This is a genomic window from Micromonospora sp. TSRI0369 (assembly GCF_001905625.1).
GTDB classification, from domain to species: domain Bacteria; phylum Actinomycetota; class Actinomycetes; order Mycobacteriales; family Micromonosporaceae; genus Micromonospora; species Micromonospora echinospora_A.
On record NZ_LIVU01000006.1, the window covers coordinates 438,816 to 458,198 of the forward strand.

At 74.7% G+C, this 19,383-nt stretch carries 18 protein-coding genes and 1 pseudogene; 8 read left to right on the forward strand and 11 right to left on the reverse strand.

All coding sequences use genetic code 11. From position 1 onward, the window contains the following. Window positions 1–56 precede the first annotated feature (56 nt). Window positions 57–2,258: an ATP-dependent DNA helicase RecG gene (gene recG, locus AMK25_RS22760; protein ID WP_073830399.1), complete on the reverse strand. Its 2,202-nt coding sequence runs from the start codon at window positions 2,256–2,258 to the stop codon at window positions 57–59. Continuing rightward, the gene (locus AMK25_RS22765; protein ID WP_073830400.1) at window positions 2,255–3,868 is read right to left on the reverse strand and encodes a DAK2 domain-containing protein; all 1,614 of its coding nucleotides are present in this window, start codon (window positions 3,866–3,868) and stop codon (window positions 2,255–2,257) included. Before AMK25_RS22765 ends, recG begins: the two co-directional genes overlap by 4 nt. Window positions 3,869–4,078: 210 nt before the next feature. Between AMK25_RS22765 and rpmB the strand changes: the two genes are divergently transcribed. Together rpmB and AMK25_RS22775 are read left to right on the forward strand one after the other, a co-directional pair. Further along, window positions 4,079–4,270 carry a 50S ribosomal protein L28 gene (gene rpmB, locus AMK25_RS22770; protein ID WP_011905179.1) on the forward strand — a complete coding sequence of 64 codons (192 nt, stop codon included), beginning with the start codon at window positions 4,079–4,081 and terminating at the stop codon, window positions 4,268–4,270. A gap of 186 nt (window positions 4,271–4,456) precedes the next feature. After that, complete coding sequence (locus AMK25_RS22775; RefSeq protein ID WP_073830401.1) at window positions 4,457–5,713, forward strand: ATP-grasp domain-containing protein; 1,257 nt, start codon at window positions 4,457–4,459, stop codon at window positions 5,711–5,713. Here the strand turns inward: AMK25_RS22775 and AMK25_RS22780 are convergent. Then, on the reverse strand, window positions 5,710–6,177 hold the full coding sequence (locus AMK25_RS22780; RefSeq protein WP_073830402.1) for a GNAT family N-acetyltransferase: 468 nt from the start codon (window positions 6,175–6,177) through the stop codon (window positions 5,710–5,712). The two genes, AMK25_RS22775 and AMK25_RS22780, sit on opposite strands and share 4 nt — an antisense overlap. A 159-nt stretch (window positions 6,178–6,336) precedes the next feature. Then, window positions 6,337–7,287: a thiamine-phosphate kinase gene (locus tag AMK25_RS22785; protein WP_073830403.1), complete on the reverse strand. Its 951-nt coding sequence runs from the start codon at window positions 7,285–7,287 to the stop codon at window positions 6,337–6,339. A 163-nt stretch (window positions 7,288–7,450) separates the two neighbouring features. Between AMK25_RS22785 and AMK25_RS22790 the strand changes: the two genes are divergently transcribed. Together AMK25_RS22790 and AMK25_RS22795 are read left to right on the forward strand one after the other, a co-directional pair. Next, complete coding sequence (locus AMK25_RS22790) at window positions 7,451–7,684, forward strand: Lrp/AsnC ligand binding domain-containing protein (RefSeq protein WP_013284547.1); 234 nt, start codon at window positions 7,451–7,453, stop codon at window positions 7,682–7,684. Further along, window positions 7,685–8,269, forward strand: a complete 585-nt coding sequence (locus AMK25_RS22795) for a DUF3515 family protein (protein WP_073830404.1) — start codon at window positions 7,685–7,687, stop codon at window positions 8,267–8,269. It abuts the gene before it with no gap. Between the two features lie 16 nt (window positions 8,270–8,285). Here the strand turns inward: AMK25_RS22795 and AMK25_RS22800 are convergent, their stop codons facing one another. Continuing rightward, window positions 8,286–9,389 carry a D-alanine--D-alanine ligase family protein gene (locus tag AMK25_RS22800; RefSeq protein WP_043325953.1) on the reverse strand — a complete coding sequence of 368 codons (1,104 nt, stop codon included), beginning with the start codon at window positions 9,387–9,389 and terminating at the stop codon, window positions 8,286–8,288. A 167-nt stretch (window positions 9,390–9,556) separates the two neighbouring features. Continuing rightward, the gene (locus AMK25_RS22805; RefSeq protein WP_073830405.1) at window positions 9,557–9,781 is read right to left on the reverse strand and encodes a hypothetical protein; all 225 of its coding nucleotides are present in this window, start codon (window positions 9,779–9,781) and stop codon (window positions 9,557–9,559) included. A 277-nt stretch (window positions 9,782–10,058) separates the two neighbouring features. Here AMK25_RS22805 and AMK25_RS22810 point away from each other — a divergent pair, with 277 nt between their 5' ends. After that, window positions 10,059–10,904 carry a helix-turn-helix domain-containing protein gene (locus AMK25_RS22810; protein ID WP_073830406.1) on the forward strand — a complete coding sequence of 282 codons (846 nt, stop codon included), beginning with the start codon at window positions 10,059–10,061 and terminating at the stop codon, window positions 10,902–10,904. A 4-nt stretch (window positions 10,905–10,908) separates the two neighbouring features. Continuing rightward, window positions 10,909–11,109 carry a DUF397 domain-containing protein gene (locus tag AMK25_RS22815; RefSeq protein ID WP_073830407.1) on the forward strand — a complete coding sequence of 67 codons (201 nt, stop codon included), beginning with the start codon at window positions 10,909–10,911 and terminating at the stop codon, window positions 11,107–11,109. Window positions 11,110–11,119: 10 nt separating this feature from the next. Here the strand turns inward: AMK25_RS22815 and AMK25_RS22820 are convergent, their stop codons facing one another. The 5 genes from AMK25_RS22820 to AMK25_RS22840 all read right to left on the reverse strand — a co-directional run bounded on the left by AMK25_RS22820 (window position 11,120) and on the right by AMK25_RS22840 (window position 16,095). Next, a complete protein-coding gene (locus AMK25_RS22820; RefSeq protein ID WP_073830506.1) occupies window positions 11,120–12,184 on the reverse strand; it encodes an ROK family protein in 1,065 nt (354 codons plus the stop codon). An 87-nt stretch (window positions 12,185–12,271) separates the two neighbouring features. Beyond that, window positions 12,272–13,063: a putative protein N(5)-glutamine methyltransferase gene (locus AMK25_RS22825; RefSeq protein ID WP_073830408.1), complete on the reverse strand. Its 792-nt coding sequence runs from the start codon at window positions 13,061–13,063 to the stop codon at window positions 12,272–12,274. A gap of 172 nt (window positions 13,064–13,235) precedes the next feature. Then, window positions 13,236–14,369, reverse strand: coding sequence for a cystathionine gamma-lyase (locus tag AMK25_RS22830; RefSeq protein ID WP_073830409.1), 1,134 nt, complete (start codon window positions 14,367–14,369; stop codon window positions 13,236–13,238). Then, entirely contained in the window at window positions 14,366–15,373 is a 1,008-nt protein-coding gene (locus AMK25_RS22835; RefSeq protein ID WP_073830410.1) for an NAD(P)H-dependent glycerol-3-phosphate dehydrogenase, read from the reverse strand. The genes AMK25_RS22830 and AMK25_RS22835 overlap by 4 nt, the downstream gene beginning before the upstream one ends. Then, window positions 15,370–16,095 carry a lysophospholipid acyltransferase family protein gene (locus AMK25_RS22840; protein ID WP_073830411.1) on the reverse strand — a complete coding sequence of 242 codons (726 nt, stop codon included), beginning with the start codon at window positions 16,093–16,095 and terminating at the stop codon, window positions 15,370–15,372. Before AMK25_RS22840 ends, AMK25_RS22835 begins: the two co-directional genes overlap by 4 nt. Window positions 16,096–16,190: 95 nt before the next feature. On the opposite strand from AMK25_RS22840, the pseudogene cofC reads away from it, so the two are divergent. Beyond that, window positions 16,191–16,799: pseudogene (gene cofC, locus AMK25_RS32785) on the forward strand (2-phospho-L-lactate guanylyltransferase); the annotation flags it as partial. 285 nt (window positions 16,800–17,084) lie between these two features. Further along, window positions 17,085–19,382, forward strand: a complete 2,298-nt coding sequence (locus AMK25_RS22850) for an RNA degradosome polyphosphate kinase (protein ID WP_443189922.1) — start codon at window positions 17,085–17,087, stop codon at window positions 19,380–19,382. The last annotated feature ends 1 nt before the right edge of the window (window position 19,383 follow it).

Consider the following 19,383-nt stretch of genomic DNA (forward strand, 5'->3'; position numbering starts at 1 on the left):
GCGAGCCTAGGCACGCCACGCGCGTGCCGCTGCCCCGCGACCGCACCGGCCCGCCGTCAGCCCTTCTCCAGGTATTCGGCGCGTTCCTCGTCGACGAGCGCGGCCACCGACGCCGCGAGAGCCGGGTGCCGGGCCAGGTCCGGGTCCTCCTCGACCAGTTCGATCGCCTCGGCCCGCGCGTCGCGGATCAGCTCGGCGTCGCGCAGTAGCGACAGCAGCCGCAGGTGCGAGCGCCGGCCGGACTGGGTCGCGCCGAGCACGTCACCCTCCCGGCGCTGTTCCAGGTCGAGTTCGGCCAGCTTGAACCCGTCGGTGGTGGAGGCCACCGCGTCCAGCCGCTCCCGCGCCGACGAACCCTCGGCCGCCTCGGTCACCAGCAGGCACAGACCGGCTGCGGAGCCCCGGCCGACCCGGCCGCGCAACTGGTGCAGCTGGGACACGCCGAACCGGTCGGCGTCCAGCACGATCATCACCGTCGCGTTCGGCACGTTCACGCCGACCTCGACCACTGTGGTCGCGACCAGCACGTCCAGCTCGCCGTCGGCGAACGCGCGCATCACCGCGTCCTTCTCGTCGGCGGGCAGCCGGCCGTGCAGCACCCCGATCCGCAGCCCGTGCAGCGGCCCCTCGGCCAGCAGCGGCGCCACCTCGGTCACCGCCAGCGGCGGGCGGCGGCCGTTGTCGTCCTCCCGCGGTGCCTCCTCGTCCGACACCGGTCCCTCACCGATCCTCGGGCACACCACGTACGCCTGGTGGCCCTTGGCGACCTCCTCGCGCAGCCGGCGCCAGGCCCGGTCGAGGAACGCCGGCTTCTCGGCGGCCGGTACGACGTGCGAGGCGATCGGCGAGCGGCCCTGCGGCAGCTGGGAGAGCGTGGACGTCTCCAGGTCGCCATAGACAGTCATGGCCACAGTGCGCGGAATCGGCGTGGCCGTCATGACCAGCACGTGCGGCGGCTGCTCGGCCTTGGCCCGCAGCGCGTCGCGCTGCTCCACGCCGAAGCGGTGCTGCTCGTCCACCACCACCAGGCCGAGGTCGTGGAAGTCGACGCCCTCGTAGAGCAGGGCGTGCGTGCCGAGCACGATGCCGGCCCGGCCCTCGGCCACCTCGGCCAGCGCCCGGCGCCGGGCCGCCGCGCCGAGCGAGCCGGTGATCAGCTCCACCCGGGTGGCGTCGTCGGCGGCGCCCAGCTCGCCGGCCCGGGCGAGCGGGCCGAGCAGGTCGAGGATGCCCCGGTAGTGCTGGGCGGCGAGCACCTCGGTCGGCGCGAGCAACGCGGCCTGGCCCCCGGCGTCGACCACCTGGAGCATGGCGCGCAGCGCCACCACCGTCTTGCCGGAACCCACCTCGCCCTGGAGCAGCCGGTGCATCGGGTGCGCGGCGGCCAGGTCGGCGGCGATCTCCCGCCCGACGACCTGCTGGCCGGAGGTCAGCTCGTACGGCAGCCGGGCGTCGAACGCGTCCAGCAGGCCGCCCGCCTTCGCCGGCCGGGCCCGTGCCGGCCACGCCGCCGCCCGGTGCTTGCGCTGCACGAGCGTGAGCTGCACGGCGAACGCCTCGTCCCACTTGAGCCGGCGGCGGGCCCGGTAGAGCGCTTCCTTGCTGGTCGGACGGTGGATCTCGCGCAGCGCGGTGCCGATGTCGATCAGGTTGCGGGTGGCCCGCACGGTGGTCGGCAGCGGGTCGTCCGGCGGGGTGAACGTGTCGAGCACGACGCGCACGCAGCGGGCGATCACCCAGGTCGGCACCGCCGCCGCGGCCGGGTAGACCGGGATCAGCGCCCCGGCGAACTCCTCGACCTCCTCGTTCGCGGCCGCCTCGCCCTCGCCGCCCTCGCCGAGCAGGACGTACTCCGGGCCGTTGAGCTGCCGCTTGCCCCGGAACTCGGTCACCTTGCCGGCGAACAGCCCCCACCGGCCCGGGCGCAGCTCCCGCTCGCGCCACGCCTGGTTGCCGAAGAACGTGCAGGTGAGCACGCCGCCGGAGCCGTCGCCGACGGTCACCTCCAGCAGGTTGCCGCGCCGCTGGCGCATCGGGCGCACGGCGGTGCGCTGCACCTGGGCGAGCACCGTGACCTGCTCCCCCACGTCGAGCGAGCGGATGTCGGTGTGCTCGCCGCGCTCGTCGTAGCGGCGCGGGAAGTGGTAGATCAGGTCGCCCGCGGTGTGCAGGTCGAGGTGCCCGGCCAGCGCCTTCGCGGTGCGCTCGCCGACAAGCTTCTTCAGCGGCGTGTCCACAGTGGCCGCCTCGCCAGTCATTCGACCCCCACCAGGAGCGGATAGTGCGGCTGCCCGCCCTCGTACGCCTGCACCTCGACGAACGGCCAGGCCCCCTCGACGTGCGCGCGGACCCGGTCGGCCAGCCCGGCCGGCGCGTCAGCGCCGCAGAGCAGCGTGACCAGCTCGCCGCCACCGCCGAGCATCCGGTCCACCACCGCGATGCAGGTGTCGACCAGATCCTGCCCGATCAGGTGCACCTCGCCCTCGACCAGGGCCAGCACGTCACCCGGGCGGGCCGGGCCGGCGACGGTCAGCGCCTCCCGGGCGGCGTGGCAGACCTCGGCGTACCGGCAGGCGCCGGCCGCCTCGGCCATCGCGATCACGTCGTCCTCGAAGCGCCGCTTCGGATCGCGTACGGCCAGCGCCGCGAGCGCCTGCACCGGGGAACGGGTGGGCACCACGCTCACCTTGATGCCGAGGCCGTACGCCTCCTTCGCCGCGGCGCTCGCCACCGACTGCGTGTTCGGGTCGTTCGGCAGCACCACCACCCGGGCGGCGTCGGTGGCCCGGATCGCGTCGAGCAGCTCGCCGGTGGACGGGTTGCCCGGCACCACCACGGCGCCCTCGGCGGCGAACAGCTCGGCGATGCCCGCGCCGGTGGCCACCACCACGGCGGCCCGGCCGTCCGGGCGCGCGACCCGCGACGCGGGCGCCGGGCCGGTCTGGTCGGCGAAGCGGGTCACGCCGATCCGGTGCGGCCGGCCGGCGACCACACCCGCCTCGATCGCCGCCCCGACGTCGTTGACGTGCACGTGCACGTTCCAGGTGCCGGCGCCGTCGCCGACGATCGCCAGCGAGTCGCCGAGCACGGCCAGCTCGGCGCGCAGCAGGGCCACCGCCTCGTCGTCCGCGTCGAGCAGGTACTGCACCTCGTAGGCGTACACGTCGGAGCCGCTCTCCCGCACAACGGTGGCCGGCGGGCGGCGGGTGGGCGGCGCGGGCGCCGGCTGCGCCGGGCTCTCCCCCGTGACCACCTCGACCAGCGCGTCGAGCAGCAGGCACAGGCCGCGCCCACCGGCGTCGACCACGCCCGCGCGGGCCAGCTCCGGCAACTGCTCGGGGGTACGCGCCAGCGCGTGGGCCGCCGCCTCGGCCGCCGCCCGGGCCACTGTGCGCAGGTCGTCGCTGTCCGAGCGGCGGGCCGCGTGTGCCGCGGCGGCGACCACGCTGAGCAGCGTGCCCTCGACCGGCCGGGCCACCGCGGCGTAGGCGGCGGTGGTGGCGTCGGCCAGCGCGTCGGCGAGCTGCCGCCCGCCCACCGCCGGCGCGGCGGCGAGCGTGTCGGCGAGACCGCGCAGGATCTGCGAGAGGATCACCCCGGAGTTGCCGCGCGCCCCGAGCAGCGCGCCCCGGGCCATCAGCCGCAGCGCGTGCCCGTGCGGGGTGTGCCCGTCGTCGGGGAGGGTGCCGAGGTCCATGGCCAGGGCCTGCTGGGCCGAGGTCAGCGTGAGGACCAGGTTGGTGCCGGTGTCGCCGTCGGGCACCGGGTAGACGTTCAGCTCGTCGATCTCGCCCTGGTGCCGCCGGAGGGCGGCCAGCCCGCTCGCGCACCAGCGGCGCACCGCTGCGGCGTCGAGGGTCTCCAGCACGTCGGGAAGCCTACTGGCGCGCACCGACACACGCCGGGGTCGTCCGCCGCGTGTCCGCCCCGCCCGCCGGCCCGGCCGGGTCGCCGGTACGCTGGGTGGGCTCGCGAAAGGGCCGGTTGGGCGTACCGACTGTCATCGGGTAACCTGACCAGGTTGCCCGGGCAGTGCCTGGCGGCGACCTCATGAACGTTTCAATCCCAGGAGTATCCCGTGGCTAGCGTGTGCGACGTCTGTGGCAAGGGGCCGGGCTTCGGCCACAACGTGTCCCACTCGCACCGGCGGACCAACCGCCGCTGGAACCCGAACATCCAGTCGGTGCGCACCCCGGCCGGTGGCGGCAACACCAAGAAGCTGAAGGTCTGCACCTCGTGCATCAAGGCCGGCAAGGTCACCCGCGCCTGACGCGGTAGCGCCACCGGAACATCGTCGGTCGCCGGCGGACCCCTCGGGGTCCGCCGGCTTCTGTCGTATCCACCGACCCGCGCCGCACACCTGACCGACCGTACGGCGACCGGCTGGTACGGGCCGGTTAGGGTGCTGCTGCGCCGGGCCGTCCGGTTCCGGCGCGAGCCGTGGGGAGGGTGACCGGTGGACCTCGATCTGGGCCGCGAGCAACTGGTGGTGGTGGGCGCGTCGATCGGCTCACTGAGCTGGTTCGACCAGCAGCTGCCGGCCGGCACCGTGGTGCTGGTCGAGGAGCCGGACGTGATCCGCCGCCGCGACCTGGCCCGGTTCGCCGAGCGGCTGCCGATGGTCGGGCGCCTCGTCGCCGCCGAGTACCAGACCGGCTTCGACGCCGACGCCCTGCTCGCCCGCGAGCCCGCCCTGGCCGACGCCCGGCTGGTCCTGCCCGGCCTGGAGTACGCGGTCGGCGCCGCCGCCCGGCTGGCCGAACGTCTCGGGTTGCCCGGCGCGGGTGCGGAGGCCGCGGACGTCTTCTCCGACAAGCACCGGATGCGGCTGCTCGCCGACCGGATCGGGCTGGCCAACCCCGTCTACGAGCTGGTGGACGACCCGGCGCGGGCGGTGGAGTTCGCGCAGGAGCACGGCGGACGGTGCGTGCTCAAGCCCACCCGCCGCTCCGGCAGCCTGGGCGTGCAGCTGATCACCGACCCGGCCGAGGTGTCCGCCCGGTGGGCGGCGAGCGCCGCGCCGCCGGATCCGGCCGAGGCCACCGAGCGCGGCCTGCCCACCGGTGTGCTGGTGGAGGAGCTGCTGGTCGGCTCCGAGCACAGCGTCGAGTTGCTGGTGGCCGACGGTGAGGTGATCTTCGCCAACGTGACGGACAAGCGGATCGCCGGTGGCCGGTACCCGGTCGAGACCGGCCACACCGTGCCGTCCGCGTTGCCCGCCGCCGAGCACGACGCGCTGCGCGCCGCCGCGGTACGCCTCGCCGAGGCGGCCGGCTTCCGCAGCGGCATGCTGCACAGCGAGTGGATCCTCGTCGACGGCGTGCCGACGCTGGTGGAGTGCGCGGCCCGGATGCCCGGTGACATGATCACCGCCCTCATCTCGATCGCCTACGAGCGCGACGTCATCGAGGCGTACCTGCGGGTGCTGCGCGGCGAACGGCCGGCGTTGCCGGCGCGGGCGACCGGCGCGGCGGCCATCGAGTTCCTGATCGCGCCGCCCGGCCGGGTGACAGCCGTGGACGGCAGGCGTGACGCGCTGCGCGTGCCGGGCGTGCTCGACGTGCAGGTGGAGACGAAGGTCGGGCAGACCGTGCCGGAGCTGCTCTCCTCGGCGCACCGCAGCGGGCACCTGATGGCCTGGGGCGCGACGCCGGACGAGGCGGCGCTCGCCGCGCGCCGCGCCGCGAGCGAGATCCGCATCACCGTCGGTTAGAGGGTGCGGCCGTAGGACAGGCAGCCCGGGGCGTCCTTGTAGAAGCCGAAGTTCGGGATCCGCTCGTAGCCGGACGAGGTGTACATGGCGATCGCCTCGGGCTGCTTGTCGCCGCACTCCAGCACGATCCGCTTGCGGCCGTGGTCGCGGGCGGAGCGCTCGACCGCGCCGAGCACCGCGCGGGCCACGCCCCGGCCCCGGACCGCCGGATCGGTGTACATCCGCTTCAGCTCGGCCGTGTCGCCGTCCGCGCCGTGGCTGCGCCAGCCGCCGCAGCCCACCGGACGCCCGTCCAGGTAGGCGACGAGGAACGCGCCGTCCGGCGGGGTGAACTCGGCCGCGTCGACGGGGGTGTCGTCGCCGCTGCCGCCGTAGCGGGCGCCGAGGTCGGCCAGCGCCGCCCTGATCAGCGCCTGCGACTCGGGCGCGTCGAAGCGCCGCTCCCGGATCTCGATCTCGCTCACCGTGCCAGGTTACGACCGCCTTCGACCCCCGCCCGGCCCGGCGGCCGGGGGTCGGACGCAGATCACTCCGGCCCGGCTATTCCGCCGTTCGGCGACTGAGCCGGCTACTCCGCCGTGCGGCGACTGAGCCGCTATTCCGCCGTCCGGCGACTGAGCCGGCTATTCCGCCGTCCGGCGGAAGTGGTCCCAGCCGCGCGGGCCGTCGTACCCGACGCCGTCGACGGTGACCCCGGCGCCGGCCGCCACCCGCCCGACCGGCCGCCAGCCGTCGGGCAGCGCGGCGTCCCCCGGGAACGTCGCCGCCAGGGCGTGGTCATCGCCGCCGGCCAGGATCCAGGTGTACGGGTCGACGCCGAGCGCCTGCGCCGCGTCGCGCATCTGCCGGGGCACCTCGAACGCCTCACGGCGCAGGTCGATCGCCACGCCGCTGGCGGTGGCCACGTGCCCCAGGTCGGCCAGCAGCCCGTCCGACACGTCGATCATGGCGGTGGCGCCCGCCGCGGCGGCGGCCGGACCGGACGCGTACGGCACCTCCGGGCGGCGGAACGCCTCGACAAGCAGCCGGGGCGTGCGGAAGCCCCGGGACAGCACCGTGTAGCCCGCGGCCGCCCAGCCGGTGCGCCCGGCCAGCGCCACCACGTCACCGGGCCGGGCGCCGGAACGGACCACCGGGGGCCGCCCGGCCAGGTCGCCGAGCGCTGTCACCGCGATGGTGAGCGTCGGGCTGGCCGACATGTCCCCGCCGACCACGCTCGCGCCGACGAGCGCCGCTTCCGCGCCCAGCCCGTCGGCCAGTTCCTCGGCCCAGGCCGGATCCAGCTCGGCCGGCATGCAGAGCGCGACGAGCAGCGCGGTCGGGGTGGCGCCCATGGCCGCGATGTCGGCGAGGTTGGCCGCCGCCGCGCGATGCCCCACGTCCCGCGCCGCCGACCAGTCGCGCCGGAAGTGCCGCCCCTCCACCAGCACGTCGGTCGATGCGACCACCCGCCGGTCCGGCGCCGCCACCACCGCGCCGTCGTCGCCGGGGCCGAGCAGGCAGCTCTCCCCCTGTGCCAGCCGGGCGGTCACCCGGTCGATCAGCCCGAACTCGCCGACATCCGTGACCGTCATGCCGTCCCCTCGATCCGCTGCGTCGTTCCGCACATCCCACCCCTGTCCGCGCCGGCGTGTGCTCGCTCACCGCGTCCGACCGGCAACCGATAGGGATCACTGCCGCTCAGTACGGTAGTTTCACCCTTCGGGTCGCCCGGAGGCGACGGACGGAGGTCGAGTCGTGGTACAGGCGTACATCCTCATCCAGACCGAGGTCGGCCGGGCGCGTGACGTGGCCGGTCTGATCGCGGACCTGGCCGGCGTGGTACGGGTCGACGCCGTCACCGGGCCGTACGACGTGGTGGTGCTCACCGAGGCGAACACCGTCGACGAACTCGGCAAACTCATCGTCAGCAAGGTGCAGATGGTGCCCGGCATCACCCGCACCCTCACGTGTTCGGTGGTGCGGCTGTAAGTGGACGAGAAGACCTCCCCGCGCCGGGACCGCTCCACCCGCCGCGCCGCGCTCTGGGCGACTGTGGTCGCGGTGCCGGTGACCGTGGCGGTGGCCGGGTTCACGTTCGCCAAGCTGGCCCCGGACTCCCCGGACGCCGGCGCGAGCGCGTCGGCGAGTCCCCGGGCGCAGTCGAGCGCGCCGGTCGAGATGCCCGCCCCGGCGCTGGCCGAGCGCCCGACCGTCCTCTGCCGCGCCCTGATGTCGCAACTCCCGGACAGCGTCCGTGACCTGGCGCAGCGTCCGGTCACCGCGGGCCCGGAGCAGAACGCCGCGTACGGAGACCCGGCCCTGACGGTGGCCTGCGGTGGCAGCCCGGCGCAGTTCCCGCCCACCGACGAGGTGTGGACGGTGAACAAGGTCTGCTGGCACGCGGCCGAGGAGGCCGACGCCACGGTGCTGACCACCGTCGACCGGGAGACCCCGATCCGGGTACGGGTGCCGAAGAGCTACGAGCCGCCGCTTCAGTGGGTGACCTCGATCTCCGACACCATCGTCAGCTCCGTGCCCTCGGCGAAGCAGGCCCCCTCGGGCTGCTCCGCCTGACGCCCGGCCGGCCGGGTCAGCGCCCGGCGCGGCGGTGCAGGGCGGTACGGATCAGCCGGTTGACCAGCTTCGGGTACTCCAGCCCGCTGGCCGACCACATCCGCGGGAACATCGAGGTCGGGGTGAAGCCCGGCATCGTGTTGATCTCGTTGAGGTAGACGTCCATCTGCGGCGTGACGAAGAAGTCGACACGGGCCAGGCCGGAGCAGTCGAGCGCGGTGAACGCGCGGGTGGCGTAGTCGCGCACCTGCCGGGCCACCGGCTCGGGCAGGTCGGCCGGGACGTCGTACTCGCAGACCTCGTCGGCGAAGATGTACTTGGCCTCGAAGTCGTACCAGTCGCGGTCGCCGATCATCCGCACCTCGGCGAGCACCGAGGCCTCCGGCGCGCCGCCGGCTTCGCCCTCCAGCACGCCGCACTCGATCTCGCGGCCGACCACGGCGCCCTCGACGAGCACCTTGCTGTCGATCTCCCGGGCGGTGACGAGCGCGGCGTCCAGGTCCGCCCAGTCGTCGACCTTGGTGATGCCGAACGAGGAGCCGGCCCGCGACGGCTTGACGAAGACGGGCAGCCCGAGGCGTTCCTTGTCCTCCTCGCTCAGCGACATCCCGGCGCGCAGCACCGCGTACGGGCCGACCGGGATGCCCTCGGCGGCGCAGAGCTTCTTGGTGAACTCCTTGTCCATGGCCGCGGCGGAGGCGAACACGTTCGCGCCGACGTAGGGGATGTCGGCCATCTCCAGCATCCCCTGGATCGTGCCGTCCTCGCCGTACGCGCCGTGCAGCACCGGGAAGACCACGTCCACGTCGGCGAGCGCGACCGGCCCCTGGGCCGGGTCGAGCACCATCAGGCCGCCCGCGGCGGGGTCGGCGCGCAGCACCAGTTCGGCACCGGACCCGGCGGTGATCTCCGGGAGTTTCCGGTCGGTGATGGCGAGCCGGCTCGGTTCGCCGTCGGCGAGCACCCACTGGCCCTGCCGGGTGATGCCGACCGGCACCACCTCGAACTCGTCCGGGTCGAGCGCGGCCAGCACGCTGCCGGCGCTGACGCAGGAGATGCCGTGCTCGGGGCTGCGGCCACCGAAGACGATCGCCACACGGGTCTTGCCTGGGGTGGTCATGGTCACCTCATCGTCGCGACTACGGCTGGCCGTGCTCGCCGGTGGCGCTCACCCGATTGACCTTACTGTGCGTTGTCGGCAGGGGTGGTCGATACCCGGGGAGACGCGGAGCCGCGTGGCAAACGGTCAAGGCAACATATACAGGGAGTAACGAGACGCGGCGTGGCTCAGAAGGCCGGGTGCCGGGGCCGGCGGCCGACCGCGATCACCTTGACGCGCTGCCGGCCGGCCCGCACCATGCCCAGCGCCATGAACGCGCCGGCGATCCGGTCGGCCGCCTCCCGGCTGTTCGCGCCGACGACCTGCCGCCGGCGCTCGGGGCTGGTCCGTTCGTCGCGCCCGCCGCCGTCCGGGGGGCGCACGTCGGTGAGGACCACGAGGAACCGGGTCATTCCCGGCCACCTCCACTCCGGAGGTGGCAGGCCGTCACCGTCATCGCGGAACCCCTCCCGTCTCGTGGAACGGCAGGGGCACGCGGCGGTCGGATCGTGGGGGAGTAGAAATCCGACCACCGCGCACCCCATCCCCTCCGGTCGCTCACCGCCACCGTCGCCACGACAACCGGCGGTAAGGACGCCGTCACAGAGTGACAGGTTCACACGCGTGAATGCAACTCTCATCGACTTTCTCTCACGCACATTTTCCCACCAGATGTGCGACCATCGATGCATGGCGCCGAAGACCGCCCGGGCCCGACGGCTCGGCATCGCCCTGCGGACCCACCGGGAGGCCGCCGGCCTCACCCTGGAGACCGCGGCCGACGAGATCAACAGCACCCGGAGCACGCTGTCCCGCTACGAGAACGCGCAGACGCTGATCAGCCCCGCCACCGTGCGCGCGCTGCTGACCAGCTACGGCGTGGGCCCGGACGAGATCGCCGCGGCGGTACAACTCGCGAAGGACGCCCGCAAGCCCGGCTGGTGGGTGTCCTACTCGTACCTGCTGGACCGCCGCACCATCGACTTCATCGCGCTGGAGGCCGAGGCCACCGGCATCGCGAACTTCGAGCCGTCGGTGGTGCCCGGTCTGCTCCAGACCGCCGACTACATCCGCGGCGTGATGCGCGGCGGCCCGCACACCCTCAGCGACGAGCAGGTGGAGCAGCGCGTGCAGCTACGGCTGGACCGCCAGCAGCGGCTCTCCGGGGACGAACCGCCGATTCTCGACGCCATCATCGACGAGGGCGCGCTGCTGCGCCCGGTCGGTGGCCGCTCGGTCATGTCCGCCCAGCTCCAGCACCTGGTGAAGATGGCCGAGCTGCCGAACATCACGGTGCAGGTGATCCCCCTGGCCGCCGGTTACCACCGGGGCACCCGGGGCTCGCTGCACATGCTGGAGTTCGCCGACCCGGAGGACCCGATCATCGCCTCGGTGGAGACCGTCGCCGGGCAGATGATCCTCGACCGGCCGGGCGACCTGCGTACCTGCACCAAGATCATGGAGCATCTGCGGACCGTGGCGCTGAGTCCGGCGGCCAGTCGGGACCAACTGCTCCGCCTGCTGAACGAGAGGTGACCAGATGAACGGCACGAACCGTCCGCACCCGACACCGGCCGGCTGGCGCAAGAGCAGCCACAGCGGCGACGAGGGCGCGTGCGTGGAGATGGCGCCGCTGTCCGGCGCGGTGGCGGTCCGCGACTCCAAGGACCCGGCCGGCCCGGTGCTGGTGTTCCCGCCGCACGCCTGGGCCGCGTTCACCGCGGCGCCGCCGCGCCCCTGACGGCGGGCCCTCAGGCGAGCGCGCCGCCCGGCCGCAGCGGCGCGGCCACGGCGGCGGCGCGCACGGTCTCCAGCGCCGCGATGGCCACCCCGCGCGCCCCGGCCATGTCCCGGTCCGGCACCAGCGCGAAGGTGGCCACCGCGCGCTGCTCCTCGCGCAGCACCGTGTGCTCGGCGACGGCGGCGAGGAACCAGTCCCGGAACTCCGGCGCCGCCTCCACCACGCCCCCGCCGACGAAGTACGCGTGCGGGTCGGTGAAGTTCGCAGCGATGGTGAACAACCGCCCCAGCGCCCGCGCCTGCTGGCCGAACACCTGGCGGGCCAGCGGGTCGCCCCGCTCGCCGTAGCCGCGCAGCAGCTTCGCCGCCCGCTCCGGCTCCTCCGCGGCCAGCGGATGCTCCGGATGCCGGGCCAGCCAGTACGGCAGCAGGTTGCGCCGGATCGCGGTCAGCGAGGCGACGCTCTCCGCGTCCCCGGTGAAGCCGCAGGCACAGACCGGCGCCGGCTGCTCCGGCTCGACCATGCCGTCCAGCGGGATGTGCACGTGGCCGAACTCGCCGGCCATGCCGGCCGCGCCGCCGACCACCCGCCCGGACTCCACCACTCCCCCGCCCAGCCCGGTGCCCACGATCGCGGACACCGAGGACCGGGCCATCGCGTCCGCGCCGAAGTGCACGTGATGGGCGTAGAGCGCGGCGGCGTTGCCGTCGTTGGCGTACACCACCGGCAGGCCGAGCCGCCGCTCCAACGCGGTACGCACGTCGAAGCCACGCCAGGCCGGCTGGGAGAAGTTGGTGGAGCCGCGCGAGGAGATCACACCGGTGGCGCTGGCCGGGCCGGGCGTGTCCAGCCCGACCGCGCGTACCAGGTCGCGGGGTACGCCGGTGTGGGCGAGCACGCCGTCGAACGCCCGCGCCAGCGCCTCCACCGCCGCCTGCGGCCCGGCGCCGACGTCACTCGGGATTTCCAGCAGCCCGTCCACCAGGAACCGGCCGTCGACGGTCAGCACCGTGGCGTTGTCGCTCGTGCCCCCGTTGTCCAGCCCCACCACCACCGGCACCCCTGCGCTGCCCACCGCCACCGCCTCCCGCCGAGCCTGATCCGAGGCTAGTTCTCGGCGGGCCCACCCGCCATGCCGCCGGCGGTACTGCCCCGCCCGCTCTCAGCCGGGGCGTCGGGCGGTCACCGCTGTCGCCTCGCGCTCCTCGTCGCGGACCACCGACGGGTGCAGCCCGGCGGCGGCGAACACTGCGCACAACGCCGCGGCCTGCCCGGCGCTCACCTCGACCGCGACATGCCCGCCCGGGGCCAGCCACTGCGCCGCGCCGGACGCGACCCGGCGCAGCACCGCGAGGCCGTCCACGCCGCCGTCCAGCGCCACCGGGGCCTCGTGCAACCGTGCCTCGGCCGGCAACGAGGCCACCGCGCCGGTCGGCACGTACGGCGCGTTCGCCACCACCAGGTCCAGCCGGCCGCGCCAGGTGGCCGGCACCGCGTCGAACAGGTCGCCCTGATAGACGGGGACGCCGAGCGGGTCGAGGTTGCGCCGCGCGCACGCCACCGCCACCGGGTCGATGTCGGCGGCGGCCAGCCAGCGCGGCGCCAGCCGCTCGTGCAGCACCACGGCGGCGGCGCCGGAGCCGCAGCACAGGTCGAGCACCGCGGGCGCCGGCCCGGCGACCGCCACCGCGGCGTCGACGAGCACCGCGGTACGCCCGCGCGGCACGAACACCCCCGGGTGGACGGCGATCCGCCGGCCGCAGAACTCGGCCCAGCCGAGCAGGTGTTCCAGCGGCAGGCCGGCGACGCGACGGTCGACCAGCCGGGTCAGTGACTGCGCCGAGTCGGCGGCGGCGATCAGCAGGTCCGCCTCGTCCTCGGCGAAGACGCAACCGGCGGCGCGCAGCCGGCGGACGAGGGCCGGGCGGTCGGGAGTGAACACGGTGGATGCCATGGCAGGCCTTTCGGGAAGCGCTCGTCGGCGTTCCCGGCGTCGCCTCAGCTCCTCGGCGACGCGGACTCGGAGGGAACGCCGGTCCTCTGCTGGGGGATCGGACTCACCTCCTCGGGTCGGGGCCGCACGGGCCGTGGCTGCCCGTCACGATAGCCCAGCGGGCGTCGCGCCGTCAGCCCGCCGCGTCGAGCGCCGCCGCCACGTCGGCGAGCAGGTCGGCGGTGTCCTCGATGCCGCAGGAGAACCGCACGAAACCGGGTGCCGTGTCGTCGCCCCACTGGGCGCGCCGGTCGGCTGTGGTGTGCAGCCCGCCGAACGAGGTGGCGGCGGCCACCAGCCGGGAGGCGCCGAGGAACCGGGCCACGCGGCGCTCGTCGCCCAGGTCGAACGAGAGCACGCCCGGTACGCGCCGCATCTGGGCCGAGGCGACCGGGTACGCCGGGTCCTCCGGCCGTCCGGGCCAGCGCACCCCGGTCACGTCCGGCCGGGCCGCGAGCAGGTCGGCCAGCGCCCGCGCGTTCGCGGTCTGCCGGGCCAGCCGCAGGTCGAGCGTGGCCAGCGAGCGGTGGGCCAGCCAGCAGTCGAACGCGCCGGGCACCCCGCCGGTGGCGTTGCGCCACGTGGTCGCCGCGTCCCGCAGCCCGGCGTCCCGGGTCGCCAGATAGCCCAGCAGCAGATCCGAGTGGCCGGTCAGCGCCTTGGTGCCGGAGGCGACCACCACGTCCGCGCCGAGGTCCAGCGGGCGCTGCCCGAGCGGCGTCGCGGTGGTGTTGTCCACCGCCACCAGCGCGCCGGCGGCGTGCGCGGCGGCGGCCACCGCCCGCACGTCGGCCACGTCCAGGCCGGGATTCGCCGGGGTCTCCAGCAGCACCAGCCGGACGCCGTCGAACGACGGGTACGGCCCGGCGGTCGGCACCAGCACCACGCGTACGCCGAGCTGTTCCAGCGTGTCCGAGGCGAACGAGCGCACCGAGAAGTAGCCGTCGGCGGGCAGCAGCACGGTGTCGCCGGGGCGCAGCACGGTCAGCAGCAGCCCGGTGATGGCGGCCTGGCCGCTGGCGAAGACGCGGCAGTCGGCGCCCTCCAGCTCGCCGATCGCCGTCTCCAGCAGCCGCCGGGTGGGGTTGTCGGGTCGCCCGTACCCGTCCGCCGCCGCCGACGGGCCGCGCTCCGGGTCGAGGTGGTACGGCGCCGCGAAGACCGGGCCGGGCAGGAACGGCTGCCCGGGTACGGCCTCCGGCAGGCCGGCGTGCACGCTGCGCGTGCCGTCGCCCCAGTTCCCGCCCGCCGCGCCGGCGGCGCTCACTCGTACGACTCCGGCTTGGCGGTACGGCTCATCAGCGCGTCCACCGCGAGGCGGGGGTCCATCCCCTCGTGGCAGATCCGCTCGATCTGCTCGGTGATCGGCATCTCGACGCCGTGCGCGCGGGCCAGGTCGCGGATGGCCAGGCAGCTCTTGACGCCCTCGGCGGTCTGCCGGGTGGCGGCCTGGGCCTGCTCCAGCGACTCGCCCCGGCCCAGGTGCTCGCCGAAGGTGCGGTTGCGGGCCATCGGGGAGGAGCAGGACGCGACCAGGTCGCCCATGCCGGCCAGCCCGGCGAACGTGATCGGGTCGGCGCCGAGCGCCACGCCCAGCCGGGCGGTCTCGGCCAGCCCCCGGGTCATCAGCATGGCCCGGGTGTTGTCGCCGAAGCCCATCGCGGTGGCGATGCCGTACGCCAGCGCGATCACGTTCTTCACCGCGCCGCCCAGCTCGCAGCCGATCACGTCGTCATTCGTGTACGGGCGGAAGTACGGCGTGCGGATGGACGCCTGCACCAGCGCGGTACGCCGGCTGTCGGTGCCGGCGACAACAGTCGCGGCCGGCTGCTCGGCGGCGATCTCCGGGGCGAGGTTGGGCCCGGAGACGACCACCACCCGGTCGGCGGGCACCCCGGCGGTCTCCGTGATGACCTGGCTCATCCGCTTGGTGGTGCCCAGCTCGATGCCCTTCATCAGCGACACGAGCGTGGCGTCCGGCGCCAGGTACGGCGTCCAGTCGGCGAGGTTGCCGCGCAGCGTCTGCGACGGCACCGACAGCACCACCACCTCTGCGCCCTCGATCGCCTCGGCGGCGTCGCCGGTGGCGGTGACCCGCTCCGGCAGGCGCACGCCCGGCAGGTACTCCGGGTTCCCCCGGCCGGTCCGGATCGCCTCGGCCACGGCGGCCCGGCGGGCCAGCACCGTGACGTCCCGTCCGGCGTCGGCGAGGATCTTCGCGAACGCGGTCCCCCAGGAACCGGCGCCCAGCACCGCCACGTGCCCGCTCATTCGCCGGCCTCCCGCGTGCCGGTGCGGGCGGGCCGCTGCCAGAGCGGCGGTGGCGTGCCGCCGCGGATCTCCGCGACCAGATCCCGGATGCGCAGCATGATGGTGTCCGTCATCTCCTCCAGGATCGGCCGGGTCGGCGTGGCGCCGGCCCAGGGGCTCAGGTCCACCGGTGGGCCGGCGATCACCGTCACCGGGGTACGCGGGCGCAGCCCGAACCGCGCGGTACGGGGGTCGAACATCCGCTCCGGGCCGACCATGGCGATCGGGACCACCGGTGCGCCGGTGGCCAGCGCCAGCCGGGCCGCGCCGGTCTTGCCCTTCATCGGCCACAGGTCCGGCTCCCGGGTGGTGGTGCCCTCCGGGTAGATCACCACGGCGCCGTCCTCGGCCAGCGCGGCGATCAGCTTGTCCAGCGACTTGACCGCCTCGACCGTGCCCCGCTCGACCGGGATCTGCTGGCAGCGGTGCAGGATCGAGCCGACCACCGGCACCCGGAACACGCTGGCCTTGCCGAGGAAACGCGGCCAGCGCCCGGCGTCGTAGATGTAGTGCGCGACCACGAGCGGGTCGGCGTGCGAGATGTGGTTGGGCACGAGGATCACGCCGCCGTCCTGGCGCAGGTGCTCCATGCCCCGCCAGGTGCGCCGGGTCCAGACGGTCATCAGCGGCTTCACCAGCACCACGGCGAGCCGTCGCCAGAACCCCAGCCTCCGCCGTCCCACAGTGCCTCCTCGATCCGCCCACGCGCCCCGGCACAGAATCATGCCTGTTCGCCCCCGCTGCGGCCAGTGCGGGTACCGGCGCTCCCGCTGGCAGGATGGTCGGCGTGTCTGAGGCCCGCTGGACCGTGGTGATGCCGGTGAAGCGCCTGGGTGCGGCGAAGAGCCGTCTGCGGGGCGCGCTGCCCGGCGTACCCCACGAGGAGCTGGCGCTGGCCCTGGCGGCCGACACCCTGCGCGCGGCGCGGGCGTGCCCGGCGGTCGCCGTGGTGCTCGTGGTGACCGACGACGCGCGGGTGCGCGTGGTGGCGGACGCGACGGGCGCCCGGGTCGTCGCCGACCCGGCGGCCGGGCTGAACGCGGCGTTCCGGCACGGCGCGGCCGTCGCCGGGCCGCGCGCCGCCGTGGCCGGCCTGACCGCCGACCTGCCGGCGCTGCGTCCGGCCGAGCTGGCCGCCGCGCTGCGCGCCACCGAGGGGGTACGCGGGTTCGTCGCGGACGCCCCCGGCGGTGGCACCGTGCTGCTGGCCGCGCCGGCCGGGGTGCCGCTGGCTCCGCGGTTCGGGCCCGGGTCGGCCGCCGCCCACGCGGCGAGCGGGGCGCTGCCGCTGGCCGGTGACTGGCCCAGCCTGCGCCGGGACGTGGACACCCCGGCGGACCTGGCCACCGCCGCCGGGCTGGGCCTGGGGCCGCGCACGGCGGCGCTGCTGGCCGGCGGCGGAGTCCGGTACGGTGCTGGCATGCAGGGGACGGTGGCCACCTACGACGCGTCGACCCGCAGCGGCGTGCTGCTGCTCGACGACGGCACCGAGCTGGCGTTCCCGGCCCGCGCGTTCGACGCCTCCGGGCTGCGGCTGCTCCGATTGGGGCAGCGTGTCCGGATCGAGCGGGACGCCGACGGCGAGGTGGTCCGGGTGACCTTGCCGACGATGGCGTGAACAACCTGGCCGGAGTTCATTTTCCGTTCACCCTTATCGGGGAATCATGAGGTGGTGAGCACCCCTCGCGAGCAACCCGACGGCCCGCCGCCGATCCTCGACCCCGGCACGCCCCGCAACGGCCGCCCCGGCCGCGGCCCGGACGGGCGGTTCCGCCAGCCCCGGCCCCCCGAGGAGCGCCTCGGCGCCGACCCGGAGGCGACCGCCGCCACCGGGCTGGACGAGCCGCTCGACCCGGTCGAGGGCCCCGACGAGACCGGCCCGGACGCCGGGCCGCCCCCGGCGCAGCCGCTGCCGGAGGACCGCTTCCTCAACCGGGAGCTGTCCTGGCTCGACTTCAACGCCCGGGTGCTGGCGCTCGCCGAGGACCCGCGCACCCCGCTGCTGGAGCGGGCGAAGTTCCTGGCCATCTTCGCCAGCAACCTGGACGAGTTCTACATGGTGCGGGTGGCCGGGCTGAAGCGCCGCCTCTCCGCCGGCCTGCCGGTACGCGGCGGCGACCGGCTGCCGCTGCGCACCCAGCTCGACCTCGTCACCTCCAAGGCCGCCGGCCTGGTCGCCCGGCACGCCACCTGCCTGGTCGACGACGTGCTGCCGAAGCTCGCCGCCGAGGACATCCGCGTGCTGCGCTGGAGCGACCTGGACGACGCCGAGCGGGAGCGGCTGCGCACCTGGTTCCGGGAGCACATCTTCCCGGTGCTCACCCCGCTCGCTGTCGACCCGGCGCACCCGTTCCCGTACATCTCCGGCCGGTCGCTGAACCTGGCCGTCTCGGTACGCGACCCGGACGGCGGGTCGGAACTGTTCGCCCGGGTCAAGGTGCCGAACAACGTGCCCCGGTTCGTCCGCGTCCACCGTGACCAGCCGGGCGTGCGGTTCCTGCCGGTGGAGGACCTCATCTCGGTGCACCTCGGCCAGCTCTTCTCCGGCATGCAGGTGGTCGAGTGCCACCTGTTCCGGGTGACCCGCAATGCCGAGGTCGAGGTGGACGAGGACCGCGACGAGGACCTGCTCCAGGCGCTGGAGCGGGAACTGGCCCGGCGCCGGTTCGGTCCGCCGGTACGCCTGGAGGTGGCCGCGTCCATCTCCGACCACATGCTGGAGCTGCTCGTCCGCGAGCTGGACGTGGACGACCACGACGTGCTGCGGGTCCGTGGCCTGCTCGACCTCTCGGCGTTGTGGCAGGTCTACGGCGAGGCCGACCGGCCGGACCTGAAGGACCCGTCGTTCGTGCCGGCCACCCACCCGCGCCTGGCCGAGGGCGAGGTGCCGCGCAGCGTCTTCGCCACGCTGCGCGACGGCGACGTGCTGGTGCACCACCCGTACCACTCGTTCGCCACGAGCGTGCAGCGCTTCGTGGAGCAGGCCGCGGCCGACCCGAACGTGCTCGCCATCAAGCAGACGCTCTACCGCACCAGCGGCGACTCCCCGATCGTGGACGCGCTGGTCGACGCGGCCGCCGCCGGCAAGCAGGTGGTGGTGCTGGTCGAGCTGAAGGCGCGCTTCGACGAGGTGGCGAACATCGGCTGGGCGCGCACGCTGGAGCGGGCCGGCTGCCACGTGGTCTACGGCCTGGTGGGCCTCAAGACGCACTGCAAGACCGCGCTCGTGGTGCGCCAGGAGGGCAACCAGATCCGGCGGTACTGCCACATCGGCACCGGCAACTACCACCCGAAGACGGCCCGGCTCTACGAGGACTTCGGCATGCTCACCGCCGACCCGGAGATCGGCGCCGACCTGACCGACCTGTTCAACGTGCTCACCGGCTACAGCCGGCAGACCGCGTACCGGCGGCTGCTGGTGGCGCCGCAGGGCATCCGCAGTGGCCTGATCGAGCGGATCGACAGGGAGATCGAGCACGTCCGGCTGGGCATGCCGGGGCTGGTGCAGTTCAAGGTGAACTCGCTGGTCGACGAGGAGATCACCGACGCGCTCTACCGGGCGTCGCGGGCCGGCGTGCACGTGGACCTGCTGATCCGGGGCATGTGCACGCTGCGGCCGGGCGTGCCGGGGCTGTCGGAGAACATCCGGGTCCGCTCGATCCTCGGCCGGTTCCTGGAGCACTCCCGGATCTTCCGGTTCGGCAACGACGGCGACGCCGAGTTCTGGATGGGCTCGGCCGACCTGATGCACCGCAACCTGGACCGCCGGGTCGAGGCGCTGGTGCAGGTGAGCGACCCGGTGGCCCGCGCCGAGCTGGACCACGTCCTCACCGCCGCGTTCGATCCCGACGTGGACGCGTTCGAGCTGGCCGCCGACGGCACCTGGCACCGGCGTACCGGCGACGGCGACGCGCCGCTGACCCACCTGCAGGACCTGTTGCTGCGCCGGGTCGGCGGCCGGGCGGACTGAG

Coding starts and splice junctions, on each gene's coding strand:
- recG (WP_073830399.1), bottom strand. CDS start 2,258: ATGACTGGCGAGGCGGCCACTGTGGACACGCCGCTGAAGAAGCTTGTC.
- AMK25_RS22785 (WP_073830403.1), bottom strand. CDS start 7,287: ATGACGGTCACGGATGTCGGCGAGTTCGGGCTGATCGACCGGGTGACC.
- AMK25_RS22800 (WP_043325953.1), bottom strand. CDS start 9,389: ATGACCACCCCAGGCAAGACCCGTGTGGCGATCGTCTTCGGTGGCCGC.
- AMK25_RS22805 (WP_073830405.1), bottom strand. CDS start 9,781: ATGACCCGGTTCCTCGTGGTCCTCACCGACGTGCGCCCCCCGGACGGC.
- AMK25_RS22810 (WP_073830406.1), top strand. CDS start 10,059: ATGGCGCCGAAGACCGCCCGGGCCCGACGGCTCGGCATCGCCCTGCGG.
- AMK25_RS22815 (WP_073830407.1), top strand. CDS start 10,909: ATGAACGGCACGAACCGTCCGCACCCGACACCGGCCGGCTGGCGCAAG.
- AMK25_RS22825 (WP_073830408.1), bottom strand. CDS start 13,063: ATGGCATCCACCGTGTTCACTCCCGACCGCCCGGCCCTCGTCCGCCGG.
- AMK25_RS22835 (WP_073830410.1), bottom strand. CDS start 15,373: ATGAGCGGGCACGTGGCGGTGCTGGGCGCCGGTTCCTGGGGGACCGCG.